We start from the raw sequence: 25,218 nt of genomic DNA, 5'->3' as shown, positions 1-25,218 counted from the left end.
TTTCAAAAAAGGAGCTTCCATGACCATTCGAACGTATCAGGGTATCACCCCCCGGTTGGGCGAAAAGGTGTTTATCGACCCATCCGCAGTTGTCATTGGTGACGTAGAAATTGGCGCAGACAGCTCAATCTGGCCACTCACCGTTGTTCGCGGTGATATGCACCGGATACGGATTGGCCAACGAACCAGTATTCAAGACGGCTCAGTATTACATATTACGCATGCCAGCGATTTCAACCCTGGCGGGTTCCCGCTCACCATCGGCGATGATGTTACTGTAGGCCATAAAGCCTTGTTACATGGCTGTACCATTGGCAACCGGGTTCTGGTTGGCATGGGCGCAATTATTATGGATGGCGCGGTGGTGGAGGATGACGTAATCATTGGCGCAGGAACACTGGTTCCACCGGGTAAAACGCTGGAAAGTGGATATTTGTATATGGGTTCCCCGGCAAAACGCATTCGACCCGTCACAGAAAAAGAACGACGCTTTTTTCCTTACACGGCCAGTAACTATGTAAAGCTGAAAAACTTACATTTAGCAGAAACGTCTGATTGAGCTGACGATTAGTCCGGCAAAAAATTTTTGCGGTTTCCCTCTTGAAAACAATTGAGACCGCCATTATTCATTAATCAGACATTGATCAAGAATTGAAGACAAGCGCGACGGGCCCGGATACGCTTTGTGATACATCAATTTTTATCATCGTTTGTTGAACTTCAAACTTTGAGGAGAATTCCGTATGACAATTTCACGTTGGAACCCATTTCACGAACTCGAACAATTGTTGGACCAATACAATCGAAGTGGCCGATACCTCCAAAATACAACCGGTTCAGGCTATACCGGCGGTAAAGACCTGATAAACAGAGCAGACTGGATTCCAGCTGTGGATATCGCTGAATCGGCAACGGCTTATCACATAAAAGCCGAGTTACCCGGGGTCGATAAAAATTCCATTTCAGTCTCGGTCAAAGACGGCGTCCTGACCATTCAGGGAGAACGTCAATCTGTAACACAAACGGAAAATGCGGAACAATCAGACTTTAAATATCACCGCATCGAACGCAGCTACGGCAGTTTTGCACGCGCCTTCTCATTGCCTGAACATGTCAATGAAGAAGACATTCAAGCACAATTTAAAGACGGTATATTGGACTTAACACTGCTAAAGAAAACCGAGCAGAAACCGAAATCCATTGAGGTTAAGGTTCACTAAATTGCAGGTGCCTGAGGTCAGATTCAAGGTACGTTCCCGAATTTAGCCGTGTGCGGGTACAATCAGGAGCAAAAAAGTCCACGTCAATGCGTGGACTTTTTGCTCGATTCAGCTGAGGAATTACACCTCTGTACTGCGTTTAGCGCCTGCTGCCTGCAGTGACTCGATATAAGCTTCACTGCGTTGGTGCTCGGACACCAGATCCAGAATCGTCAAACCAACCGGGCTCAGTGCATTTAGATCACGTCCAGCCTCGATGAAAAACGTCACGAAACGACTGAAATCAGAAGCAATCATAGCCTGATAGGCTTTGACCAACACCCAATAATCTGCAGCAGTATCATCGTAGGGTTTCAGTTCAAGATACCCTTTGATTCGGTCATCATCCCAATACTCGCCTATGACTTTCGGTTGCGTAGGTCCGCTCATGCTGTTCTCACCTTAATTGATATCGTTCGAGGCCGGCATTATACATTTACTGGTCAAAAGATGCATCGCCTGGGAAAGGACTTTACCAAACCACAGTCCCGGCCTCACATTCCGGGTTGAAAATTTTGATTTCGACACGGCGATTTTTAGCCCGGCTTAATGCATCTTCGTTTACTACCAGGGGATTGGTATCCGCATGACCGGCGGCCATGATCCGGTTCGGATCCAAGGTACCCTGTTCCAGCAATTGGTGCACCACACTCACCGCACGTGCAGCAGACAAATCCCAGTTGGATCGAAAACGTTGACTGGTGATTGGGCGATCATCCGTGTAACCCGAAACAATGATATCTCCCTGGCAACGCCGTAATGCTTCCACAATGCGAATAATGATTGGATCCATTTCCATTTTCAGTTCTGAGCTACCAGACGAAAACGTGGCATCTTCAGAGAATCGGACAATCACTCTGCGATTATCGTATGACACGCTCAGGCTGTTGGACGCGATTTCGGTTTCCAACTCCTGAATCAGGTTTTCAGCCAGGGTTTCAACATTGGGATCCACCACAGTGACGTTTGCTTTCGAGACTTCCTGCTCCATTGCCGAAGTCGGTTTGACTTCGGTCGTCTGGGGCCTGTCGGGCACAATAGCCTCAATTTCGGTAGGTTCAGCAGGAGGGGGGAGTACCGCTTCTTCGGAGATTATAATCGGTGGTGGACTGCCCTGAATCCAGGAAACACCAAAGGAGACTGACATCGATTGCGCAATCATCTTGTATTTATCGGCATCAATCTGGGAAAAAGAAAGCAGGAGAATAAAAAATGTAAGCAACAACGTCATCAAGTCGGCAAACGTCATGATCCAACTGGCACCGGGCGACTCCTGAGCCGGGCGACGGGGGCGGATCACATCTCCTCCCGGGCCTGCGCTGCATTCAACTGATCACGTAATACCGGAGGCAGATAGGTCGAGAGAATATCACCAATCACTCGCGGGTTCTGACCTTTGATGATGCTTTGCATACTGGTTGCAATAAGGGACATATTACGGTGTTCATCCAAAGCCTTCAGTCTCATCTTCTCCGCCAGTGGCAGCGCGACAAGTTGTGCGATAAAAGCACCATAAAAAGTGGTCAGCAAGGCAATCGCCATCGCCGGGCCAATCGAGCTGGGATCCTCCATGTTATTTAACATCTGCACCAGACCCACCAAGGTACCCAGCATACCCAATGCCGGCGCGGTGTCGCCGATCCCCCTGAAGATACGTTCTGCGGTGTCATAGCGTTCCATGGATTGCTCGATTTCCAGCATCATGATTTCTTCGACAAATTCCGGTGGATGGCCATCCACACACAGATCGATACTTTTTTTCAGGAAGGGATGATCAACTTCAACCCGTTCCAGGCCAAGAATGCCATCCTTGCGCACCACTTTACCCAGATCGCTGAGATGTTGAATCAGCAGGATAGGGGACTCAAGCCGATCCACAAATACGGTTTTCAGGGCCAGTCGAAGGGATACCCAGACCGTCGAAAGTCGAAACTTTATCAGAGTGACAGCCATGGTGCCGAAAACCACAATCGCCAGACCTGGTCCATTGATAAAGTCCCAAATCTCTGACCCTGACACAATGGCCAGTAGTACGATTGCGATTCCGGCAAATAATCCGATTAAGGTTGCTATATCCACGCTATGTCCACACTATACCTATGTCCACACTATGCCCACACTGTATAAACATTATGCCCACAAGTTTTCCACAGGCACATTGCTCATAAGAACAGCATAGATCAATTTAACAACGATGGATAACGACAAAGCTAACCAGAATAGGCTTCTGTTACAGCGCGCGCAAACTTGCCATGACTGCGGCAGTGTCCGGCCGGACTCCACGCCACAGGTAAAAGGACTCTGCAGCCTGTTCAACCAACATACCCAAACCGTCAATCAGCTGCAGTGCACCCTGCTTTTTTGCCCAGGCATTAAATGCGGTCAAATCAGCACTATACATCATGTCATAGACAACCGTATCCGCATTGATAAGGGCACCGGATATCGGCGGCACATCACCCGCCAGGCTTGCAGAGGTACCATTGATAATGACATCAAATGCTTCACCCTGGCCAAGGTGCTCTGCTGCGTCAGCAAAACTACAGGCACGAACTGAACCAAACTCAGCGAATTTGCGTTGCAGGCCTTCGGCTTTTGACACGGTTCTGTTGGCAATCACGATCTGTTTGGGGGCACAATCCAGAAGCGGCTTCAACACCCCTTTAACAGCACCACCGGCGCCTAAAACCAAAATGTTTTTGTTCGCCAATTGCACCTTGTTATTCACCTGCAAATCGGTCACTAATCCCTTGCCATCGGTATTATCGCCAACATAAATACCACTGGAATCACGATAAATTGTATTAACCGCACCCGCCAGTTCTGCTCGCTCTGCACGCTGTTGAACCCATTGCCAAGCCTGCTCCTTGAAGGGAACCGTCACATTAATACCTTTTCCGCCACCGTTGAAAAACACCTCCACCTCCGCCGCGAAACTGTCCAAAGGCGCTTGCACGGCGGTATATTCAAGTGCTTCTCCAGTCTGCTTTGCGAATTCACTGTGGATAAACGGTGACTTACTGTGGCCAATCGGATTTCCGAAAACCGCATACAAATCCATAATCGGATCTCCTGTTGATGGTATATTAATTACAGCAATCAAATGAAAGGTCGAGACCAGTCTTACTCATTTCCGGGGGTCATCGACGCCCAGTCCCGGGGTTTAAGGAAGTAATCAGTCAAACGCGCTTCCTCGGAATCAGGGGTCGGACTCCAGTTATATTCCCAGCGAACCAAAGGCGGCATAGACATCAGAATTGATTCTGTACGACCTCCAGACTGCAAACCAAACAGGGTGCCACGGTCAAACACCAGATTGAATTCAACATAGCGGCCCCGGCGATAAAGCTGAAACTCGCGTTCGGCTGCGCCGTAAGCATGATCCTGACGTCGCTCTACGATGGGCAGATAGGCTTCCAGATAGCTGTCCCCGACAGACTGCAAAAACGCAAATGACTGTGCAAAGCCCCATTCATTCAAATCATCAAAAAACAAGCCGCCAACACCGCGTGGTTCATCCCGGTGCTTCAGGTAAAAATAGTCGTCGCACCAGTTTTTAAATCGTGGATAGACATCCTGACCATAGGGTTCACAGGCCTGCCTGGCAACTTGGTGCCAATGCACGCAATCCGCTTCAAAGCCATAATAGGGCGTTAAATCATAACCTCCACCAAACCACCAGATTGGGTCTTCACCGGCTTTTTCCGCGATGAAAAACCGAATATTGGCATGTGATGTCGGTACAAATGGGTTCTCCGGGTGCATCACCAGGGAAACCCCTAACGCCTGATAGGATCGTCCCGCCAGCTCCGGTCTATGAGCCGTTGCCGATACCGGTAAACTGGGCCCGGCAACATGGGAAAAGTTTACCCCGCCTTTTTCGAACACCCGACCATTGGTCATGACCCGTGTTCGGCCACCACCGGTTAATCGTTCCCCTTCGGGGCGCTGCCATTGTTCTTCCGCAAACTGTGCACGTCCATCAGCATCAGCCAGGCCCCCGCAAATACGGTCCTGTACATCCAGTAAATACGTTTTTACAGTTTCTATATCCGGTATCAATTCGGTGCTCATGGTTTAGATTCTTTCTGTTTAACGAAGACGTTTCCCGGTGCGCAAATCGATGATCTGGCTCGGAGATTGTAAGTTGCTGGTCTGACCCGGCAGGATATAATCCAGCTGATCAGTGAAATACCGCCGGACCTGAAATGACGATCGAGCAGGTGGTCGCCCGCCTGGATTTGCCGATGTCGACACAATTGGCGCGCCGAAACGACGAGTCACTTCGCCCACCAGCGGGTGTTGGGTAAATCGACAGGCTACGGTACTAAATCGACCTTTTATCCAGCTCGGTAGTCCCATCGAATCCGGCAGCAGGAACGTGGTGGGTCCGGGCCAATGCGACTCAACCAGCGCACGTTGAGCCTCGGTAAGTGGCTCCAGTAGTTGAGCAAAATGCGCCTTGACGCCGGATATCAAGATAACACCTTTTTCCAGCGGACGGCCTTTGAGGGTCAAAATAGTCTGAAATGCCTGCTTATCATAGGGATTACACCCGAGACCCCAAACCGCTTCCGTAGGGTAGGCAATTACACCACCGGTTTTGAGAGTATTTACCGCTTTGGAAATGTGTATCTCGCTCAAGCAAACACCTGTTTCTTTATGATGATTAAATCTTGCGCGGGGCTTTACATTCGTTTTCGATAACCACCGCTTACGGACTCAATATAGTCTTTCAGTTCCAGCATCACCAGATCCTGCATCACTTCATGGGCCGGGGCACTGGCTCTTGCGATCAATTGGTCCGGGATTTCAATATCGTAACCCATCACATTCAGCAACGCCTGTTCCCGTTCAGTCAGATCCCCTTGTGATTTTGCAGGCATGCTCTCCAATTTCGGAGCAGCCGAATGATCTGACTCAATTCGCACTGACGGACGAGACTGACACAGTTGTATCTGAAAACTGAACAGGCTTTGCCAATTATCGAGAATATCATAGACATCATCAACGAGCTTGGCACCCTGTTTGATCAATTGATGACAACCTTTAGCCATCGGATTCTGAATCGACCCGGGCAGCGCAAATACCTCGCGGTTCTGTTCCAGAGCCGTTCGGGCAGTAATTAACGAGCCACTTTTCAAGCTTGCTTCCACCACCAGAACACCCGCAGCCAAGCCACTGATCAAACGATTCCGTTTCGGAAACTGCCGCGCCTGAGGCGCAGTACCCAAAGGGAACTCGGAAACAATGACCCCATTTTCAGGCAATGTGTCGAACAATTTCCGGTTCTGCGCCGGATAACAGACATCAGCCCCCGTGCCCAATACGGCGATTGTACCTCCCGAGCCCAACAACGCCCCCTGGTGTGCGCGGGTATCAATACCATAGGCAAAACCACTGGTGATAGTGATTCCCCCGCGGGACAATTCGCGCGCAAAATGGTAAGCCGCATCTAGCCCTGCAGGTGATGCACGACGACTGCCCACCATCGCCAATTGCGGCAACATCAGTCGGGTACAATCGCCCACAGCAAAAAGCACAAGAGGGGCGTCATAGATCTGCAACAGTTGGGCAGGATAATCCGGATGATTCTGGTGAAGCAGCGTATTCGAAGGATGCTGAAGCCAGGTCTGAATTCTGTCTCGATGTTGACGATATAGTTCCGGTTCACGAGCACAGACGAAATCATCCACCGCCGATATCTGTTCAGAGCTCAATCCCAATTGTCGTAAGCGGCTACGATCCGCATTCACGACCTCGGTCAGGGTGGAAAATTCACTCAGCAAGCGGCTAATCTTGCGTGGGCCAACCCCCTTTAACAAGCTGAAAAAAAGCCAACACTGACTCTCTAAATCCAATTCCATCGGTCACTACATCCTTGTTCTGATTTATCCGCTACCCAGCCATAAAAAAACCGGTCACAAAAGACCGGTTTTATATTTTATAGGAAAGGCCGCTTCAATTTAAAGGCGTACCCGAGAAATCGCGAACATTAGGGCTTACGCACTTCATCACCAATGGCTAATGGCAATGTCGCTCTGAGCACCAGGCCATAACTGACCTTTTCGAATATACGGAATACCATGAACACCCCGGCACGTTCCGACGGTAATTCGATTCGCTCCGTGGTTATTGGATCACGAACCAATCCGCCTTTTCGGTAAACGGCAAAAACATTACCTTCTTCAACCCCGTCACGTGATCCTTTGTCGATCACCACAACATCATACTGACCGATGTTTCGCACCCCGTTAAGTACACTGATCATACGGCCAGTGATGTCTGCTTTGGGGGAAGAGGGATGATAGGTGCTGGTGATAATTCGATCATCCGTGGGCAGAATACGATCTCCCTGAAGAATTTCTTCACGGGTGCGTTGCACCTTGAGCGTGACTACTTCACCATTTACCGCCTCGACCCGGGCCATACCGATTTCCCGGGCTTCCAGACCCAGGAACTCACTGGTATCTGGGTCAACGTAGCGCTTGCCTTCCCGGAATATACCGACCGACTGACCCTCCGACAGATCACCACGGGCATAAACCGTATCACCCGCTCCCGTAACAAGATGTCCATCTTTACCAATCAAGACATAAGGGGCGGTATTTAAGTCAGCGGGTTCGACAATCCGGGTCCCCGTCAGAAAGCTGCTGATCGCATCCAGCGGAATGGCCGGAATGGCGGTATCAAGTGGCGTAATACGCGCTTTCGGTGTCAATTTGACTGTGCGGCTGGCTTCGCCTCGACTGATCATCGTCAGTTTTGGTTTGCCTTCCACATAGATCAACCCCAGTACATCACCCGGATAAATGAGGTGAGGGTTGTCTACTTGAGGATTGGCGTGCCAAATCTCCGGCCACAACCACGGTGAATCCAAAAAGCGAGACGATATATCCCAAAGGGTATCGCCTTTGACAACCGTATAGGTTTCCGGATGATTTGCCTTTAGATCCGGCTGGGCCCAAGCCGTACTCACCGAAATCATCAAGGCTGCTACCACGTGCAACAGTTTCCGCATGTTATGTCCCTTTCATTCTCTTGTCATAAGCAGGGAAGTCATTGAATATCCAGCTTAACGCCGGACATCCTGAGTTATTTTCCTAAGTTTAGATCAGCATTCGAAATTGTCGTGATCGAATTCCAATTCTCAATAAAAGACCTTGAAATTGTGAACCAGGTTGCCACACTTAATCTGACATTCAATTCTTGGTCTAACGCTCAGTTCTTGGTCTGGCATTCAGTTCAATGTACAAGTTAGCCGTCAGCATCCCCGGTCACCGCTGTGGCCGAACGATCAACACGACAAGTACAACAATCACGACAAACAAGGCAAATGGCAGTTGTCCTTGGCACGAATACTGGAGATAATTTGTACTCTTTCCAGCTCTAATAGATAATAGTAGCAGTGATATCGTGACTGGTACCAAAAAAAAGTCGAAATGACCCGAAATATGAAGTCTAAGTCACCGATTATCTAGTAAATATGTTGTATTTTCATTATATAAACCAGGGCACAGAACTTTCTCATGAGCATTCTCAACATACTCGAATTTCCAGATCCACGACTACGAACCATTGCCAAACCCGTGGAAAAAGTGGACGACGAAATCCGGAAAATCGTCGATGACATGTTCGAAACCATGTATGAAGCCCCCGGAATCGGGCTCGCGGCAACGCAAGTCGATATTCACCAGCGCATTGTCGTGATCGATGTCTCCGAAGATCGCAGTGAACCGCTGACACTGATCAATCCATCCTTCACCGTGCTTGCGGGTGATCCCCATGAAATGCAGGAAGGTTGCCTGTCCGTGCCAGGATTTTATGAACCGGTCACACGTATTGATCATGTCCTGTTGAAAGCCCTGGATCGTGATGGTAATCCCTATGAGCTGGAAGCAGAAGGGTTACTGGCAGTGTGTATTCAGCACGAGCTGGATCATTTAAATGGCAAATTGTTTGTCGATTACCTCAGCAACCTGAAACGCACCCGAATTCGTAAAAAGCTCGAAAAACAACACAAAATCCGGGCCTGATCAAACTGACTTCCGCGCCGTTCGATCCCCTGTCTGAACGGCCTCGATCCCCACTCGCTTCGACCTGAACCCAGGCACAAGGTACAGGAATTTGCGTACCTTTATCGATACTGTTAATCTTGCGCCGCAACTGATCAGCACGGGCCCTTACACCCGATGCCTGCGTCCCAGCCACGCGCCCGCGCGGCACCCTATTTAAGGAGGCCTGTTTCTGCTATGCATTCCAACTCAGATCCGAATTCCCTGTCCAACGAGCAACGCAACGATAAACAGAACAGCAGAGAGAGCAGCAGGGACACACATCCCTTACGCATTATTTTCGCTGGAACACCGGATTTTGCAGCCTCAAGCCTGAAAGCACTGCTGGCAAATCACTACAATGTTATTGCAGTCTATACTCAACCGGATCGTCCCGCCGGTCGAGGCCGGAAACTGTTACCCAGTCCCGTCAAAGCGGTCGCGCTTGAAGCCGATATTCCGGTCTACCAGCCGCTGAATTTCAAAGCAGAAGAGAGTCTGACAGAACTACAATCCCTGCAGGCTGATTTGATGATCGTAGCCGCCTACGGATTGCTCTTACCCCTATCCGTTTTGAACGCACCCCGACTGGGTTGTGTCAATATTCACGCCTCATTGCTGCCACGCTGGCGCGGTGCCGCGCCTATTCAGCGGGCAATTGAGGCCGGGGACAAGGAATCCGGGATTACCATTATGCAAATGGATGAAGGATTGGATACCGGGGACAAATTGCTGGAACACCGCTGTCATATTGATCCTCAGGAAACCGGTGGCACGCTGCATGACAAACTGGCCGTAATCGGCGCAGAGGCGATCCTCGATTATCTCCGTCAACAAGCCCTTGATACCCTCGAAGCGGCACCCCAGGATGACAGTCAGGCCTGCTATGCGCACAAACTCAGCAAACAGGAAGGGCAGATCGACTGGAACCAGCCTGCAGATGTGCTGGATCGCAAAATTCGCGCGCTGACACCTTGGCCCGGTGCATTTACCGTAGAGAACAACGAGCGGGTCAAAGTCCTGGAAGCCCATGTCGATGCCCGCCAGATTTCCGAGGCCGCTCCAGGTACCATTATTGGCAGAGATCGAACGGGAATTGTGGTTCAATGTGGCGATAAAGCACTGGTGCTTACCCGGATTCAACTACCGGGAAACAAGGCCATCAGCACAAATGATCTGATCAACGGCGGCAAGCAGGTCTTGATGACCGATACCGTTCTGGCTTGATTCAACCCGCCTTTACCGTGGATAACAGGGCAAATGCAGTGACTGAAAACTTACGCGCCATCGCAACCCGAGTGTTACTCGACATCCAGGAAAACCAGCGTTCCCTTACCGCCGTGTTGCCCTACTATCAAGAGCAGGTCAAACCTGAGGATCGGGCCTTGCTCCAGGAATTGAGCTTTGGCACCTGCCGCTGGTTTCAACGCCTCGATTTTATTCAAGCCAGTCTGCTCCACCGCCCACTCAGGAAGCGGGACAACGCCGCAAGGATACTCATTAACCTTGGCCTGTATCAACTACTGTTTACCCGAATCCCCGCCCATGCCGCCATACACAGCACCGTTGATGCTGCGCCCGATCTGGGTATGAAACATCTAAAAGGATTGATCAACGGTCTTTTACGACAGGCCCAGCGCGATCAGGAGGGGTTACAGTCCGATACGTCCGCACCCGTTGAAGTGCAATTCAGCCATCCAGACTGGATTGTGCACAAGCTAAAGGCGAACTGGCCAGATCACTACCAGGAGATTCTACAAGCCAATAATGAACGTCCACCTTTAACCTTGCGCATTAACACCGGACTGACTTGTCGTGAAACATTCCTGGAGCAACTTCAGGCACAGGGTATTGACGCCGTTGCCACTCAGTTCAGTCCAACCGGTGTAACGCTGACCACCCCGTGCGATGTGAAAATGTTACCCGGATTTCAGGAGGGCTGGTTCACCGTCCAGGATGAAGCTGCACAACTTTGTACCACGTTACTTGACCTGAAACCCGGACAACGTGTGCTGGATGCTTGCGCGGCACCCGGGGGGAAAACCTGTGCCATTCGATTAACAGAACCCAATCTGGCGCAACTCGTCGCGGTGGAGAAAGATCCACAAAGGGCAGAACGCATTAATGAAAACCTGGAGCGTCTGAACATTCACGCAGACGTAATTGCGGCAGATGCAATGGACACAGCAACCTGGTGGGATGGCCAAGCCTTCGACCGGATTCTATTGGATGCCCCCTGCAGCGCAACAGGTGTCATCCGACGTCACCCGGATATCAAACTGCTTCGCCGGGAACAGGACATTGCTGAATTGGCTAAACTACAATTACACCTGCTGGAAGCAGTTTGGCCTACACTTAAAGCAAACGGCATACTGGTTTACGCAACCTGTTCTGTGTTCCCGCAGGAAAATACCCGTATAATTGAGCGCTTCCAGGCCAAGATGAATGATGTTGACGTTATTCCACTGGAACCGGAGCAATATCCATGGGGTATCAATACCACCGTGGGTAAACAGTTACTACCGCAGTCCAACAGCCACGATGGCTTTTTTTACGCCTGTTTACGCAAACACTGACTGCTTACGCAGACTGGCAAAAAAGTGTGATATGAACTTATGAAAATTATCATCCTTGGAGCAGGCCAAGTCGGGGGTACCCTGGCAGAGAACCTGGCCCATGAAGCCAATGACATTACCGTAATCGACCACAATAGCAGTCGCTTGCGATCACTGCGAGAGCGTCTCGATATCCGCACTGTAGAGGGGCGAGGATCTTATCCGGCGATTTTACGCCAGGCCGGTGCTGAAGACGCAGACATGCTGATCGCGGTCACCAACAGTGACGAAGTGAATATGGTGGCCTGTCAGGTCGCCCATACTCTGTTTCGGACACCGACAAAAATCAGTCGTGTGCGGGCCCAGGAATACCTGACCAAAAAAGGCTTGTTCAGCACCGATGCCTTCCCCATTGATGTCCTCATCAGTCCGGAACAGGTAGTCACCAAGCACATCACCCGACTGATTGAATACCCCGGCGCACTCCAGGTACAAGACTTTTCTCATGGATTGGCACGACTGGTCGGTATCAAGACTGCACGTGGAGGCCCCCTGATTGGCCACGAGTTATCGTACTTGAAACAACACATGCCCAATATCGATACCCGTGTTGCCGCTATATTCCGTCGAGCCAGACCCATCATTCCAGAAGGTTCAACCATCATCGAAGAAGATGATGAAGTCTTTTTCATCGCGGCGTCTAACCATATCCGGTCGGTGATGAGTGAGCTCCAGCCCCTGGAAAAGCCCTACAAACGAATCATTATTGCCGGGGGCGGCAACATTGGTCATCGTCTGGCTACCGAGCTGGAAAGCCGGTATCAGGTCAAAATCATTGAACACAATGAAGACCGCTGTCTGCACTTGTCGGAAACCCTGAATAAAGCCATCGTATTGGAGGGAGATGCCTCCAACAAAGAAATGCTCCTGGATGAAAATATTGAAGGGACTGATGTTTTCTGCGCCGTCACCAATGATGACGAAGTTAATATCATGGCTTCGATGCTGGCAAAACGACTGGGCGTACGCAAGGTCATGACCTTGATCAATAACCCGGACTACGTTGACCTGATACAAGGTGGGGAAATTGACATCGCCATCTCGCCGCAGCAAGCCACTCTGGGCAGTTTGCTGGCGCACGTACGCAAAGGCGATGTGGTCAACGTCCACCGACTGCGCCGGGGCGCTGCAGAGGCCATCGAGGCGATTGCCCACGGCGACCACAGATCATCCAAGGTTGTCGGACGCAGACTGGACGAAATTCCACTACCGGAAGGCTGCACTATCGGGGCGATTGTGCGACACAATGAAGTCTTGATTGCCCATGATCATATTCGGGTTCAGCCCGATGACCACGTGATACTCTTCCTTGTGGATAAAAACCGGATACGGGAAGTTGAAAAACTGTTCCAGGTCGGATTGACCTTCTTTTAACCTCCAGCGCTGAACGCTGCCAACCACTGCAGAAAAGGAAAGGTTATGCACTTCACGGTCATCATGAGAATACTGGGCATTCTGATGATGTTGTTCAGTTTGACCATGGTTCCGCCCATGGTGGTATCCGTCATTTATCAGGATGGTCAGGTTAATTTTTTCCTTGAAGCATTTGTGCTGATCCTGATTATCGGGTTTCTAGTATGGCTCCCTGTGCGCAATAAACAACAGGAGTTACGGGTTCGCGACGGCTTTCTGATCACCGTTATGTTCTGGGTTACACTGAGTCTTAGCGGAGCCATACCACTCTATGTCTCGGATAACCCGGATATGCGCTTCGTCGATGCCTACTTCGAATCGCTGTCCGGCCTGACCACCACCGGGGCCACCGTCATCACCGGCATTGACGCCTTGCCAAAATCAATCTTGTGGTATCGGCAACAACTGCAATGGTTTGGTGGCATGGGGATTATCGTACTCGCAGTTGCCGTACTGCCCATGCTGGGTATCGGGGGGATGCAGCTGTATCGTGCCGAAGCACCGGGACCGGTAAAAGACAGTAAACTGACCCCCCGTATTACCGAAACAGCAAAAGCCCTTTGGTATATCTATCTAACCCTAACAGTAGTATGTGCAGTCTGCTACTGGCTTGCGGGTATGGACTGGTTTGACGCCATATCCCACAGCTTTTCCACTGTCGCAATTGGCGGCTTTTCGACCCACGATGAAAGTATTGCTTATTTCGAGAATCACTGGGTCGAACTGGTGGCCATTATCTTTATGATTCTGTCCGGCGTGAACTACGCCTTACATTTTGCCGTCATTCGATCACGCAATCTCATCGTTTATTTCCGGGATCCGGAGTTCAAATTTTACGCCGGACTGTTGGTGGCCGTGAGCCTGTTCACAGTAGCGTCATTGTACTTCACCAAGACCTACAGCCTGAACGAATCAATCACATTGGGCGTATTTGAAGTGGTATCGATCGCCACCACGACCGGCTTTGCCACCGCTGATTTTGCGCACTGGCCGTTAACGCTGCCATTCCTGCTTTTTGTTATCGCCTTTGTCGGTGGCTGCGCGGGATCAACCGGCGGGGGTATGAAAGTCATCCGGGTTTTACTGATCTACAAACAGGGCATCCGGGAAGTTAAACGGCTGATCCACCCCAATGCAGTGATACCCGTCAAGCTCGGCAAAAAGCCGGTGCCGGATCGGGTCGTGGAAGCGGTTTGGGGGTTCTTTTCTGCTTACATGTTTATGTTTGTGTTCATGCTGATCGGCCTGCTGGCCACGGGTCTGGATCAGGTTACCGCGTGGTCTGCCGTAGGTGCCTGCATCAATAATCTGGGGCCAGGTCTGGGGGAAGTCGCCTATCACTACGGTGATTTGAATGACGTCGCCAAATGGATTCTCTGCTTTGCCATGCTCCTGGGCCGACTCGAAGTCTTTACCCTGCTCATCCTGTTTACCCCTGCATTTTGGCGTCGATGAAACACCAAATCCTGTGATAATAGGGAACAGGTTACAACCCGTCATAATTCCATGTTAAGCTTCCCGGTTATTTTCTGCCAAACAAATGGCCTAAATCTAATTGCAAGAGGAAGCTTCGACATGTCGCTGACCATCTATCTATCCGGGGAAATTCACACTGACTGGCGTGATCAAATCAAACAGGGTATCACCGAAAAAGGACTCGATGTCCGCGTACTGGCCCCCGTCACCAATCATGAAGCGAGTGACGATGTAGGGGTCAATATTCTGGGAACAGAGGACAAACCGTTCTGGAAAGATCGCAAAGGCGCAGGCATCAATGCCATACGTACTCAGACCGGCATCCAGAGTGCCGATGTTGTAGTGGTCCGGTTCGGGGACAAATACAAGCAATGGAATGCAGCTTTTGACGCCGGTTATGCCGCCGCGCTGGGTAAACCCCTGATAGTCATGCATGCTCCCGACCTCACACATCCGCTAAAAGAAGTTGATGGCGCTGCATTTGCTGTGACTGAAACCCCGCAACAGGTGGTGGATATTCTCGAGTACGTATTGCAGGCCTGATTGAACCGGCAGTTCCAACGCTAAATGCGTAATTAACTACGCATTTTTCACTGCAAACCCTGCACAAAAGCCATGCAAATAGTATAATCCCGCGACCCAATTCAGGATTGAATCAATTCAACAGGTGTTTTCCGTGTCTAACAACAACACATATGACGTCAGTACCTTCCAGGGGCTGATACTCGCACTCCAACAATACTGGGCCGAACAAGGTTGCGTTGTTCTGCAACCCTTGGATATGGAAGTCGGTGCCGGCACATTCCATCCCGCTACATTCCTGCGCGCGATCGGCCCCGAAACCTGGAATTCTGCGTACGTGCAGCCCAGCCGACGTCCAACGGACGGCCGTTACGGGGAAAACCCGAACCGTCTGCAACACTACTATCAGTTTCAAGTTGTGTTGAAGCCTTCTCCGGACAATATTCAGGAGTTGTACCTGGAATCTTTGCAGCGCATGGGTATCGACACCAACGTCCATGACGTTCGATTTGTTGAAGATAACTGGGAATCACCCACACTGGGCGCTTGGGGTCTGGGCTGGGAAGTCTGGTTGAATGGTATGGAAGTAACGCAGTTCACCTACTTTCAGCAGGTAGGTGGACTGGAATGCTATCCGGTCACGGGCGAAATCACTTACGGCCTAGAACGAATCGCGATGTACCTGCAAGGGGTCGATAGTGTCTACGATCTCGTTTGGGCAAATGGCCCTGATGGCGTCGTCACCTATGGTGATGTGTTCCATCAAAACGAAGTGGAAATGTCAGCCTACAATTTCGAGCAAGCCGACACCGATTTTCTGTTCAACAACTTTGACGTATATGAACGGGAAAGTCAGCGCCTGATTGAAGAGGGACTGCCATTACCCGCTTACGAAATGGTGCTTAAAGCTTCTCACACCTTCAACTTGCTGGATGCGCGACACGCCATTTCCGTAACCGAACGCCAGCGTTTTATTCTGCGTGTGCGCGGACTGGCCCGTGCAGTCGCACAAGCCTATTACGAACGACGCAAGGAACTCGGCTTCCCGATGGCACCTGAAGCACTGCGCAACGAAGTGTTGGCCAGTGAAAATGGAGGAGAGCAGTAATATGTCTACACAAGATTTTCTGGTTGAAATCGGAACCGAAGAGTTGCCTCCCAAGGCACTGAAACGCCTCTCCGAAGCCTTTGGTAACGGAATCAAAACCGGCCTGGAACAAGCAAACCTGGCCTTCACGGGTACAACCTTATTTGCCAGTCCACGACGGCTTGCTGTCCGTGTATCCGGACTACAGCTGCAGCAACCTGATATTGAAGTGGAGAAAAAAGGGCCTGCAGTAAAAGCGGCTTTTGATGCAGACGGTAACCCGACTCGAGCACTGCAAGGGTTTGCCAGCTCCTGCGGCGTAACGCCCGACGAACTCAGCCGGATTGAAACACCAAAAGGGGAGTGGCTGGTTTATCGCTCGACTCAAGCCGGTCAGGCAGCCACAGCCTTGCTACCGGATATAATCAGCAATTCACTCAACCAGTTACCCATCCCCAAACGCATGCGTTGGGGCGCACGCAAGGTTGAGTTTGTCAGACCCGCACACTGGATTGTCATGCTCCTGGGCGAACAGGTTGTTCCAGCGACTATTCTGGGTCATGAATCCGGGAATCAAACCCGCGGACACCGTTTCCACTGCAATGAGATTCTGACCATCAATACACCTTCAGAATACGAAGGTCTGCTGGAAAACCAAGGTTATGTCATTGCCGATTTTGCCAAACGCCGGGACAAAATCCGCCAGGCAGTTATCGATATTGCCAAACAGGTTTCCGGAACAGCGGTTATCGATGAAGACCTGCTGGATGAGGTCACCGCACTGAATGAATGGCCCGTGCCACTGATCGGCAAATTTGAAGAGCGCTTTCTGGATGTACCAGCGGAAGCCCTGATCAGCTCGATGAAAGAGCACCAGAAGTACTTCCACGTGGTTGATGCTGACGGCAAGATGTTGCCAAACTTCATCACGATCTCCAATATCGAGAGTAAAGACCCGACCAAAGTCGTTGAAGGTAATGAGAAGGTTATTCGGCCACGACTGTCTGACGCCGCATTCTTCTTTGAAACCGATAAGAAGTCCACTCTGGAATCCCGTATTGAAAGGCTGAAGCCAATCGTCTTTCAGGAAAAGCTGGGGACTATTTACGACAAATGCGTGCGGGTAGCCGGGCTAGCAGAGAAACTGGCAGATAAAGTCGGCTCAGACCCTGCACTGGCACAACGCGCTGCAATGCTGGCTAAAACCGATTTGGTCAGTGAAATGGTTCTCGAGTTCCCCGAACTGCAAGGCATCATGGGTTATCACTATGCCACAGCAGATGGTGAAAATCAGGAAGTGGCAAAAGCCCTGGATGAACAATACATGCCCCGGTTTGCTGGCGATCAACTGCCTGAGACCGCTACAGGTGCAATTCTGTCCATTGCCGACAGACTGGATTCTCTGGTCGGATTATTTGGTATCAAGCAACCGCCAAGTGGAACTAAAGATCCTTTCGCATTGCGCCGGGCGACACTGGGTATTCTCCGAATCATCGTTGAGAAGAAATTGCCACTGGATCTGGCAGAGTGTATAGAACTCGCCATCAGCCAGCACCAGAACCTGACCGCAGAAAACCTGAACAACACTGTTTTGGATTACATGCTGGAACGCTTCCGAGCCTGGTATGAGGATGAAGGCATTGCCGCTGAAGTCTATCTTGCCGTGCACGCCCGTAAGCCCACCAGACCTGTGGACTTCGATCGACGCGTGCATGCTGTAAATGCCTTCTTGCGTAACGAAAATGCTCAGGCGCTTGCGGCAGCGAACAAGCGGGTTTCCAACATCCTCAGCAAACAGGATGCTGAAGTTAGCTCTGAAATCGATAGTAATCTGTTCCAGGAGGACGCCGAAAAAGCACTCGCCAGTAATCTTGCAGAACTGAACAACAAAGTGCAGCCACTGTTTGCTGAAGGTGATTACGAAGCCGCTCTGACTGAACTGGCAGCACTACGCCAGAGTGTCGATCAGTTCTTTGATGACGTCATGGTTATGGCAGATGACATGGCAATTCGGAACAATCGCTTGGCATTGCTGTCATCTTTACGTAATCTGTTTCTTCAGGTCGCAGATATTTCTCTGCTACAATCAGCATCATAAGGGTTATTTGTGTGGTTATTATCCTTGATCGCGATGGTGTGATTAACGTTGACTCCGCAGACTATGTCAAGTCTGCGGATGAATGGCATCCTATCGATGGCAGTATTGAGGCAATCGCACGATTATCCAAAAGCGGCTATCGCATTGCGATAGCCACCAACCAGTCAGGCGTCGGTAGAGGATACTACACGCTGGCCGAATTGCATGCGATGCACGAAAAAATGTGTGCATTAGTCGCAGAGCAGGGCGGCTCTATCTCGCATATCGCGTATTGTCCTCATCACCCTGATGAAGGTTGTGAATGTAGAAAACCAAAACCTGGGTTACTACGAGAAATCGGAAGTGCTTTGGGAATTGCGGATTTCAGCTCGGTCACGATGGTCGGCGATAGCCTCAAAGATCTACAGGCCGCGCAATCGGTAGGTTGCCGCGCCGCGTTGGTCAAAACAGGCAATGGCATGACCACGTTGTCTGAACTCGACGACGCGGGCCTGAGCGACATTTCGGTCTATGACAACCTTGCTGATTTTGTAAACCACATTCTCAAATAACAACTGCAGTTTCCCTTTGCAGCAACTCCCATTCTTGTCGAGCGGTATCAGTAGCCCGTAAAAACTTGATCGATTAGAGAATGGTTATGTTGAAAGTACCGTTTTCGCTCTACTTGCGAACTGCATTATTCTATGTGGTCCTGGTGATATTCACGCTTGTGTTTACCTCCACGGCCATAATCATTGCACCGGCACTCCCGTATCGAACACGATTCGTGATCGTAATTCAGGGATACACCAAGTTTGTCATTAATTGGTTACGGATTTGTTGCAATATCAACTATCAAATCTACGGCGTGGAAAACATTCCGAAAGATCCCTGCATCATCTATAGCAAACACCAAAGCACCTGGGAAACCTTTTTTCTGCAAACCCAGTTTGCTCCACAGACACAGGTCATCAAACAGGAATTATTGAAGATTCCTTTTTTCGGCTGGGCGTTTGGACTGGTAGAACCCATCGCAATAGACCGCAGTAACCGCAAAGAAGCGATTCGCACTGTTCTGCGGGAAGGCACCGAAAAATTAAACCAAGGCGTATGGGTACTCATCTTCCCCGAAGGCACACGCGTCCCAACCGGACGACGTAAAAAATTCACCCGAGGCGGCGCAAAACTCGCAATCAGTTCCGGCAAGCCCCTCCTGCCTGTCGCCCATAACTCCGGCGAACGCTGGCCAAACAACTCGCTATTGAAATACCCTGGTACCGTTTCTCTGGTCTATGGCCAACCCATCGATCCATTTGGAAAAACCGAAGACCAGCTCACGCAAGAAGCCGAACACTGGATCAACACCACCTCGGAAGAACTGAACCGTTGCTCCGCTGAGGATCGATTGTTTTCACCCGCGTAAACTCAAATTCTGACACGCTTACCCAGCTCCAAGACCCGCCGGATTTGATAAACCAACAAGTCCGACGGGTGCGTATCCCAGCACCAATTCGATAAACCACAGACTCAGGCATCAAACCGTATCTGGTAACCAAGTTTATCGCCGCTAAAACCCGCACGCTTATAAAAGCGATCCACACTGGATGTTTTAACCCCCGTCATTAAAGCGACTTTATAGCACCCCTTTGACTTTGCATGCTTCACAGCGTAATCCAGTAACGCTTTTCCCAAACCTTGTTTGCGAAAACCATGTGCAACAATTACATTCTCGATCATCGCATAAGGGCGTCCGGACCAGCTGAGATTAGGACAAATATTAACAGTACAGGTACCAACGAGTTTGTCGTCTATACACGCCCCAAGGACACAACCGCCAGACGCTTGAATCGATTTATATATGTCATGTAACTTCATGGTGTCGGGCCTGGGCGCAGGTAAACGGTCGAAGCTATCTATTAAGTCCAGAATTTCAGTGAGTTCACTCTCGGTTACACTTCTTATTTCCATTTTTACAACGTCGTCCATATCTAAACTTCTTTCATTCACGGGAATAATCTATACTGCTCTAGACATTAGCAAACAGGTCAGGAGCATTTTTGATGATTGTAGCAAACCTGACCGGGCATGCTGTCTAAACCTTAGACTCTGCCGCCCGGTATCAAAACCGGGGCATTTAGCCCCATACGATTTATTAACATCGGTTTTGTTAAGGGTTTGTCATGTCAAATTTTTCACAACTATCCCACTTGGGTTGGCAGTCTTTTTTTCAACAACAACTTTCTCTCGAAGAATGGGAAGACTGTCTCCCCTGTCGCGTCATTGAGCAACATAAATCCGAACTGACGCTTGCCAGTTTCACATCCCGCTTCAATATATCAATCAGTTCCACAATGCCAGATATAGTGGTTGGCGACTGGGTACTCCTGAACGAGAAACACCAGTTTATTCGGCTACTTGACCGGAAAACCTGTTTTCAGCGCAAAGCGCCAGGAACTCGAATGAAGTACCAGCTGATTTCCGCAAACGTGGATACAGCCTTTATCGTCAGTTCAATGAATGCGGACTTCAATCTTAGTCGAATTGAGCGTTTTCTGGCCGTCGTTCATGAAGCCGGCGCTGAGCCAGTTATCGTGTTGAGTAAATCGGACCTCGTATCCTCTCCGGAAACATACCTCGAGCAAATCAGAACATTAGGCACCAATTTAATGGTAGAAGCCGTAAATTGCCTCGATATACAAGGTGTTTCCAAACTGAACGACTGGCTAAACACCGGCGATACTGTATGTGTACTGGGTTCTTCAGGTGTCGGGAAATCCACGCTGATAAATACCCTGACGGGTGAAACAAGCCAACGTACGGGAGCGATTCGGGAAGATGACAAAAAGGGTCGGCACACCACTACTCGGCGTTCCTTGATCGAACTCGCCTGTGGTGCACTGATACTGGATACACCGGGGATGCGTGAAATCCAGATTACGGATTGCAAATCCGGTATTTCATCCACATTTATCGATATCGAAAACCTTGCCATGAATTGCCGCTACAAAGATTGTCAGCACCAGGCCGAACCGGGTTGTGCTGTACGCAAAGCGGTGGAGTCGGGGAATCTCGAGTCGCGGCGTGTGGATAACTATCACAAATTACGTCGGGAAGAGGCACTCAACTCCGCCAGTTTGACAGAGCGTCGCGCTCGAGATAAAGCACTTGGACAGTACTACAAGCGCACGCTGAAGGAGGCCAAGAAATTTAAAGGACGGTAGCCCATTTCAGGGCATTCTGGTGATCTCCGAACGTGCTGTTAAACAATGGCCACAGGAAGTCGTAAAATAACGAAATTGTTTGCATCTATGCAATACAATGATCATTCAATGGTTAATTGAATTGCATATTTGCAAACGTACAACTCATTTCATTGGCAATCACCGGTATACCATTATATTCAGTTTCAAATTCCCGAATAACTTTGAAGCCATAATGTTCATACAAGCGTTTTGCCGGCCAATTTGACTTGGCAACATACAGGTTTGTCGCACCATCAATTTGCCCAAGTAGAAACTCGAACAAGGTCTTGCCTACGCCAAAACCCCTTGCAGCAGGACAGACGAATAACATACTGACCTCGGAGCCGAGCCTCCCACCAAACCCGAGGACATCGTCATCTCTTTCAGCGAGGTATAACGCCGATTTCTTAAACACTTCAAAACGAGTTTCATCCTGTTCCAGCGGTATCAATGTATATCGTTGCGTTTCAAATCTCAGTTCATCCAGTTTTGAGGCGTTATAAATTTGTTTGATTCTCGGTAAATCGGTGTCTTGGTATGGCCTGATTCGCAAATTCATGATCTTGTTCTTCAATCTTCAATCTTCAATCTTCAATCTTCAATCTTCAATCTTCAATACTTCGTTGCGCATCTTTCTGCTAAAGTGAACCCGATAGATCATCTCTAGACCAATAACATCGAAGGTGAACGCCGGTATCAACGCAATGAATATATTTACTACCCATATAGGCGAAGAATTCCATGAGCTATCGCCTTTACTACAGAAGGTTCACACCGGCCACTCTCGAATGGAAGGCTGTATCGCCGTAAAACGAGGGGGCAAGCTGGCCAATATAATTTGCAATATTTTCGGATTCCCCAGGCATAACCTTCAAACTGATCTCGCCGTGGAATGTGATCACAATGCAGAGAGCATGGTCTGGGTACGCTATTTTGATGGCTTGAAAATGTCTTCCCGTTTCATCTCCGGAAATAACTGTCTGGTGGAGAAACTCGGCCCTCTGTCAATGCGTTTCAAAACCCGGGTAAACGAAGGAGCTCTGGAATATCACTTTCTGGGCACCCGGTTATTTGGCATCCCCATGCCTGCTTTCCTGTGCCCACAAATTAAAGCCCGGGAACAGGAAAAGAATGGGTATTACAGCTTCAATGTCAGTGTCAGCATGTTTTTGATCGGGTTTGTGCTGTCTTATGGGGGTGAATTATCCGTCAAATAGCAACAAATAATGCTAACAAGCAGATTACAGGGCCTTTTTCACGCTCCGTTAACATAAGGGGAAGGTGGCCTATAATCAAGTGAATTGTAAAATATCCGATTTGAGTGAAATTTATACAATAATTTGGTGGACAGTCACACAATCTTGGTATAAAGTTCACACCAGCTAGAAAGAAAGCTTGTATTTAAGGATCTACATTTCGACTTGTTATTCATAACATCCGTCCTGCAGTTCTATAAGTTTCAGACAGTATTTCCAAGCTATTTAAGCCAGTAAACTGGCACCAATAAAACGTTTTAATTTCAGGATATGATTATGTCTAACAAAGTTACAGGCACCGTTAAATGGTTCAACGAATCTAAAGGTTTTGGTTTTATCGAACAACAATCAGGACCAGACGTTTTCGCACACTTCAGTGCAATCCAAAGCGACGGTTTCAAAACTTTGGCAGAAGGCCAGAAAGTTGAGTTCACTGTAACTCAAGGTCAAAAAGGCCCACAAGCAGAAAATATCGTAGCGATCTAATCGTTATTTGATATAAAGAAAGGGCGGCTCTTTAAAGATCTGCCCTTTTTTATTGCCAGTAAAATACCCTTTTGCTAATTTTATCACCCGCCAGTCACTGACCACGACGAACTGCTCCCGCACTCTGTGTAAATTGCTTTCGAAAGGCACGGGAAAAGGCAGCTTCTGATTGATAACCTACATTTTCTGCAACCCGAGCTACCGACAACCCGGATCGCAAATCATCCCAAGCAAGCTGCATACGCCACCAGGTTAGATACTGCATTACGGTCCATCCACTTATTCTTTTGAATGTCTCGGCAAATTGAGTACGCGACATAGCGGCAATTTCAGCTAAAGCCTGCAGCTGCCAATTCAACGCAGGTTGATCATGTATTGCCTGAATCGCTTTATTGATTTGGCGATGGGCATAAAGAGCGAAAATACCTGTTTTTTGCTCATGCAGTTCCATATAGTGGCGTAGCGCGTAAGCAAATAATAATTCACAAAGCCGATCAATAATAACGTTTGTCTGTCGAGAGATTCGCAAGCTTTCATCCAGTATCAATTCCTGCAAACCATTCAACCAAGGGGAAAACTGATTCTGTCTAACTACAAAAACGTTGGGCAAGGCATCAAGTAACCGTTCACTACCAGAATGCTGGAAGTAAACTTTTCCGCAAACCAGGCTAGTACCCGGTTTATCTTGGGCAGCGGGAATCAATAAATGTTGCTGTTTTCCGGTCTGAGGGGCGCAGGGCATCATTGAGTGAGGTAGATCACGGGGGAAAATAACTAAATCCCCTTCACTTAGACGCCATTCCCCTATATCCGGCACGATCAATTGACAATTATCCTGGGTGACCATGTGAAAACAAGTATGACCTTTAGCATCAGCATTAATCACCCAGTCACCACATACCCGAGCATTATGATAGATATCAACATTCAAGCGAATCAACGCGATAAAGTCATCAAATGAGGCCAAAACCGTACTCCAAGACAATAAAATAGGACTACTAAGCATTCATCGTTCGTAATTTTCAGCATAAAGTATCACAACATTCACGAATGAGAGAAGGACTTTAAAGATGACATTTAAACTTCATACGATCGAGAGCGCACCCGCAGCATCAAAACAAACACTGGAACAGTCGCAACAGTCCTTTGGCTGGATACCCAACCTGCATGCCGTTTTAGCGGAAGCACCGGAAGCACTCAAAATCTACAAAAAACTCCATGAGGCCTTTCAAAATACGAGTTTTAATGCAGCTGAACTAACTGTCGTCTGGCAGACGATTAATATAGAAAATCAGTGCCATTACTGCATTCCAGCCCATTTCATGATTGCAAACATGATGAAAGTCGACGACCAGGTTATCCAGGCACTTAAAGAAAATAGCCCCTTACCTGACGAAAAACTGGAAGTATTGCGAAGCGTTACACGATCTCTCTACCTTGATCGAGGTCACTTGAGTGAACAACAACTCTCTAAATTCCGGGCTGTTGGTTACAACAATCAACAATTACTGGAGATTCTAGTCGGTATCGCTCAAAAGGTAATAAGTAACTACACCAATCACTTGGCAGACACGCCACTGGACGAACCTTTTAAGAAGTTTGTTTGAAAATTTCAGCGCTAACCAAATAGAAACGGGGCCAGAACTGATCCGTGTAATACAATATACTATCCGCTTGTAGATTCGGACAAACGGATAGTCTTTCAAAAGTCATCAGTATTGCTTTGCAAAA

The 25,218-nt window shown here is 49.1% G+C and carries 27 protein-coding genes; 16 read left to right on the top strand and 11 right to left on the bottom strand.

The genetic code is table 11. The annotated features are described in order from the left end of the window. Positions 1-19 precede the first annotated feature (19 nt). The gene (locus OLMES_RS00225) at positions 20-559 is read left to right on the top strand and encodes a gamma carbonic anhydrase family protein (protein WP_087459387.1); all 540 of its coding nucleotides are present in this window, start codon (positions 20-22) and stop codon (positions 557-559) included. Positions 560-743: 184 nt separating this feature from the next. Continuing rightward, entirely contained in the window at positions 744-1,220 is a 477-nt protein-coding gene (locus OLMES_RS00220; protein ID WP_087459386.1) for an Hsp20/alpha crystallin family protein, read from the top strand. A gap of 120 nt (positions 1,221-1,340) precedes the next feature. Here OLMES_RS00220 and OLMES_RS00215 read toward each other — a convergent pair whose 3' ends face one another. From OLMES_RS00215 to OLMES_RS00180, 8 genes are all read right to left on the bottom strand, one after another. Continuing rightward, positions 1,341-1,649, bottom strand: coding sequence for a PA4642 family protein (locus OLMES_RS00215; RefSeq protein WP_087459385.1), 309 nt, complete (start codon positions 1,647-1,649; stop codon positions 1,341-1,343). 82 nt (positions 1,650-1,731) lie between these two features. Continuing rightward, complete coding sequence (locus OLMES_RS00210) at positions 1,732-2,559, bottom strand: flagellar motor protein MotB (protein WP_232465229.1); 828 nt, start codon at positions 2,557-2,559, stop codon at positions 1,732-1,734. Next, the gene (locus OLMES_RS00205) at positions 2,556-3,338 is read right to left on the bottom strand and encodes a motility protein A (RefSeq protein WP_087459384.1); all 783 of its coding nucleotides are present in this window, start codon (positions 3,336-3,338) and stop codon (positions 2,556-2,558) included. The genes OLMES_RS00210 and OLMES_RS00205 overlap by 4 nt, the downstream gene beginning before the upstream one ends. A 151-nt stretch (positions 3,339-3,489) precedes the next feature. Next, positions 3,490-4,320: a shikimate dehydrogenase gene (gene aroE, locus OLMES_RS00200; RefSeq protein WP_087459383.1), complete on the bottom strand. Its 831-nt coding sequence runs from the start codon at positions 4,318-4,320 to the stop codon at positions 3,490-3,492. A 62-nt stretch (positions 4,321-4,382) separates the two neighbouring features. Further along, positions 4,383-5,333 (bottom strand): oxygen-dependent coproporphyrinogen oxidase, encoded by a 951-nt coding sequence (gene hemF, locus OLMES_RS00195; RefSeq protein WP_087459382.1) that lies wholly within the window; start codon positions 5,331-5,333, stop codon positions 4,383-4,385. A gap of 18 nt (positions 5,334-5,351) precedes the next feature. Beyond that, the gene (locus OLMES_RS00190) at positions 5,352-5,903 is read right to left on the bottom strand and encodes an L-threonylcarbamoyladenylate synthase (protein WP_087459381.1); all 552 of its coding nucleotides are present in this window, start codon (positions 5,901-5,903) and stop codon (positions 5,352-5,354) included. Positions 5,904-5,947: 44 nt separating this feature from the next. Next, complete coding sequence (gene dprA, locus OLMES_RS00185) at positions 5,948-7,126, bottom strand: DNA-processing protein DprA (RefSeq protein WP_087459380.1); 1,179 nt, start codon at positions 7,124-7,126, stop codon at positions 5,948-5,950. A 128-nt stretch (positions 7,127-7,254) separates the two neighbouring features. Then, positions 7,255-8,280: a LysM peptidoglycan-binding domain-containing protein gene (locus OLMES_RS00180; RefSeq protein WP_087459379.1), complete on the bottom strand. Its 1,026-nt coding sequence runs from the start codon at positions 8,278-8,280 to the stop codon at positions 7,255-7,257. Between the two features lie 508 nt (positions 8,281-8,788). Here OLMES_RS00180 and def point away from each other — a divergent pair. The 10 genes from def (at position 8,789) to OLMES_RS00130 (ending at position 19,926) form a co-directional block, all read left to right on the top strand. Further along, positions 8,789-9,295, top strand: coding sequence for a peptide deformylase (gene def, locus OLMES_RS00175; protein WP_087459378.1), 507 nt, complete (start codon positions 8,789-8,791; stop codon positions 9,293-9,295). Positions 9,296-9,511: 216 nt separating this feature from the next. Further along, the gene (gene fmt / locus OLMES_RS00170; RefSeq protein WP_087459377.1) at positions 9,512-10,540 is read left to right on the top strand and encodes a methionyl-tRNA formyltransferase; all 1,029 of its coding nucleotides are present in this window, start codon (positions 9,512-9,514) and stop codon (positions 10,538-10,540) included. A gap of 38 nt (positions 10,541-10,578) precedes the next feature. Further along, positions 10,579-11,889, top strand: a complete 1,311-nt coding sequence (gene rsmB, locus OLMES_RS00165; RefSeq protein ID WP_087464269.1) for a 16S rRNA (cytosine(967)-C(5))-methyltransferase RsmB — start codon at positions 10,579-10,581, stop codon at positions 11,887-11,889. A gap of 39 nt (positions 11,890-11,928) precedes the next feature. Further along, positions 11,929-13,302 (top strand): Trk system potassium transporter TrkA, encoded by a 1,374-nt coding sequence (trkA, locus tag OLMES_RS00160; RefSeq protein WP_087459376.1) that lies wholly within the window; start codon positions 11,929-11,931, stop codon positions 13,300-13,302. A 45-nt stretch (positions 13,303-13,347) separates the two neighbouring features. Next, the gene (locus OLMES_RS00155) at positions 13,348-14,796 is read left to right on the top strand and encodes a TrkH family potassium uptake protein (protein ID WP_087459375.1); all 1,449 of its coding nucleotides are present in this window, start codon (positions 13,348-13,350) and stop codon (positions 14,794-14,796) included. Positions 14,797-14,916: 120 nt separating this feature from the next. Further along, the gene (locus OLMES_RS00150) at positions 14,917-15,360 is read left to right on the top strand and encodes a YtoQ family protein (RefSeq protein ID WP_087459374.1); all 444 of its coding nucleotides are present in this window, start codon (positions 14,917-14,919) and stop codon (positions 15,358-15,360) included. Between the two features lie 133 nt (positions 15,361-15,493). Further along, positions 15,494-16,447, top strand: a complete 954-nt coding sequence (gene glyQ / locus OLMES_RS00145) for a glycine--tRNA ligase subunit alpha (RefSeq protein WP_087459373.1) — start codon at positions 15,494-15,496, stop codon at positions 16,445-16,447. Between the two features lies 1 nt (position 16,448). Then, on the top strand, positions 16,449-18,524 hold the full coding sequence (glyS, locus tag OLMES_RS00140; protein WP_087459372.1) for a glycine--tRNA ligase subunit beta: 2,076 nt from the start codon (positions 16,449-16,451) through the stop codon (positions 18,522-18,524). A gap of 11 nt (positions 18,525-18,535) precedes the next feature. Further along, positions 18,536-19,075, top strand: coding sequence for a D-glycero-beta-D-manno-heptose 1,7-bisphosphate 7-phosphatase (gene gmhB / locus OLMES_RS00135; RefSeq protein ID WP_087459371.1), 540 nt, complete (start codon positions 18,536-18,538; stop codon positions 19,073-19,075). Between the two features lie 86 nt (positions 19,076-19,161). Further along, the gene (locus OLMES_RS00130; protein ID WP_157678070.1) at positions 19,162-19,926 is read left to right on the top strand and encodes a lysophospholipid acyltransferase family protein; all 765 of its coding nucleotides are present in this window, start codon (positions 19,162-19,164) and stop codon (positions 19,924-19,926) included. Between the two features lie 104 nt (positions 19,927-20,030). Here the strand turns inward: OLMES_RS00130 and OLMES_RS00125 are convergent, their stop codons facing one another. Next, positions 20,031-20,489: a GNAT family N-acetyltransferase gene (locus tag OLMES_RS00125; RefSeq protein WP_087459369.1), complete on the bottom strand. Its 459-nt coding sequence runs from the start codon at positions 20,487-20,489 to the stop codon at positions 20,031-20,033. Positions 20,490-20,683: 194 nt separating this feature from the next. Between OLMES_RS00125 and rsgA the strand changes: the two genes are divergently transcribed. Continuing rightward, complete coding sequence (rsgA, locus tag OLMES_RS00120) at positions 20,684-21,724, top strand: ribosome small subunit-dependent GTPase A (RefSeq protein WP_087459368.1); 1,041 nt, start codon at positions 20,684-20,686, stop codon at positions 21,722-21,724. Between the two features lie 112 nt (positions 21,725-21,836). Here rsgA and OLMES_RS00115 read toward each other — a convergent pair whose 3' ends face one another. Continuing rightward, positions 21,837-22,304, bottom strand: a complete 468-nt coding sequence (locus OLMES_RS00115; RefSeq protein WP_087459367.1) for a GNAT family N-acetyltransferase — start codon at positions 22,302-22,304, stop codon at positions 21,837-21,839. Between the two features lie 145 nt (positions 22,305-22,449). Here OLMES_RS00115 and OLMES_RS00110 point away from each other — a divergent pair, with 145 nt between their 5' ends. Continuing rightward, a complete protein-coding gene (locus tag OLMES_RS00110) occupies positions 22,450-22,962 on the top strand; it encodes a DUF4166 domain-containing protein (RefSeq protein WP_087459366.1) in 513 nt (170 codons plus the stop codon). Between the two features lie 315 nt (positions 22,963-23,277). Next, complete coding sequence (locus OLMES_RS00105) at positions 23,278-23,487, top strand: cold-shock protein (RefSeq protein WP_087459365.1); 210 nt, start codon at positions 23,278-23,280, stop codon at positions 23,485-23,487. A 94-nt stretch (positions 23,488-23,581) separates the two neighbouring features. Here OLMES_RS00105 and OLMES_RS00100 read toward each other — a convergent pair whose 3' ends face one another. Next, positions 23,582-24,454 (bottom strand): AraC family transcriptional regulator, encoded by an 873-nt coding sequence (locus tag OLMES_RS00100; RefSeq protein ID WP_198343164.1) that lies wholly within the window; start codon positions 24,452-24,454, stop codon positions 23,582-23,584. A 103-nt stretch (positions 24,455-24,557) separates the two neighbouring features. On the opposite strand from OLMES_RS00100, the gene OLMES_RS00095 reads away from it, so the two are divergent. Next, positions 24,558-25,094, top strand: a complete 537-nt coding sequence (locus tag OLMES_RS00095; protein ID WP_087459363.1) for a carboxymuconolactone decarboxylase family protein — start codon at positions 24,558-24,560, stop codon at positions 25,092-25,094. Positions 25,095-25,218 lie beyond the last annotated feature (124 nt).

It is taken from the genome of Oleiphilus messinensis, assembly GCF_002162375.1.
Taxonomy (GTDB): Bacteria; Pseudomonadota; Gammaproteobacteria; order Pseudomonadales; family Oleiphilaceae; genus Oleiphilus; species Oleiphilus messinensis.
This window is presented reverse-complemented; position numbering and strand designations above follow the sequence as displayed.

Coding starts and splice junctions, on each gene's coding strand:
- OLMES_RS00225 (WP_087459387.1), top strand. CDS start 20: ATGACCATTCGAACGTATCAGGGTATCACCCCCCGGTTGGGCGAAAAG.
- OLMES_RS00220 (WP_087459386.1), top strand. CDS start 744: ATGACAATTTCACGTTGGAACCCATTTCACGAACTCGAACAATTGTTG.
- OLMES_RS00215 (WP_087459385.1), bottom strand. CDS start 1,649: ATGAGCGGACCTACGCAACCGAAAGTCATAGGCGAGTATTGGGATGAT.
- aroE (WP_087459383.1), bottom strand. CDS start 4,320: ATGGATTTGTATGCGGTTTTCGGAAATCCGATTGGCCACAGTAAGTCA.
- hemF (WP_087459382.1), bottom strand. CDS start 5,333: ATGAGCACCGAATTGATACCGGATATAGAAACTGTAAAAACGTATTTA.
- dprA (WP_087459380.1), bottom strand. CDS start 7,126: ATGGAATTGGATTTAGAGAGTCAGTGTTGGCTTTTTTTCAGCTTGTTA.
- OLMES_RS00180 (WP_087459379.1), bottom strand. CDS start 8,280: ATGCGGAAACTGTTGCACGTGGTAGCAGCCTTGATGATTTCGGTGAGT.
- def (WP_087459378.1), top strand. CDS start 8,789: ATGAGCATTCTCAACATACTCGAATTTCCAGATCCACGACTACGAACC.
- fmt (WP_087459377.1), top strand. CDS start 9,512: ATGCATTCCAACTCAGATCCGAATTCCCTGTCCAACGAGCAACGCAAC.
- trkA (WP_087459376.1), top strand. CDS start 11,929: ATGAAAATTATCATCCTTGGAGCAGGCCAAGTCGGGGGTACCCTGGCA.
- OLMES_RS00155 (WP_087459375.1), top strand. CDS start 13,348: ATGCACTTCACGGTCATCATGAGAATACTGGGCATTCTGATGATGTTG.
- OLMES_RS00150 (WP_087459374.1), top strand. CDS start 14,917: ATGTCGCTGACCATCTATCTATCCGGGGAAATTCACACTGACTGGCGT.
- glyS (WP_087459372.1), top strand. CDS start 16,449: ATGTCTACACAAGATTTTCTGGTTGAAATCGGAACCGAAGAGTTGCCT.
- OLMES_RS00130 (WP_157678070.1), top strand. CDS start 19,162: ATGTTGAAAGTACCGTTTTCGCTCTACTTGCGAACTGCATTATTCTAT.
- OLMES_RS00125 (WP_087459369.1), bottom strand. CDS start 20,489: ATGGACGACGTTGTAAAAATGGAAATAAGAAGTGTAACCGAGAGTGAA.
- rsgA (WP_087459368.1), top strand. CDS start 20,684: ATGTCAAATTTTTCACAACTATCCCACTTGGGTTGGCAGTCTTTTTTT.
- OLMES_RS00115 (WP_087459367.1), bottom strand. CDS start 22,304: ATGAATTTGCGAATCAGGCCATACCAAGACACCGATTTACCGAGAATC.
- OLMES_RS00110 (WP_087459366.1), top strand. CDS start 22,450: ATGAATATATTTACTACCCATATAGGCGAAGAATTCCATGAGCTATCG.
- OLMES_RS00105 (WP_087459365.1), top strand. CDS start 23,278: ATGTCTAACAAAGTTACAGGCACCGTTAAATGGTTCAACGAATCTAAA.
- OLMES_RS00095 (WP_087459363.1), top strand. CDS start 24,558: ATGACATTTAAACTTCATACGATCGAGAGCGCACCCGCAGCATCAAAA.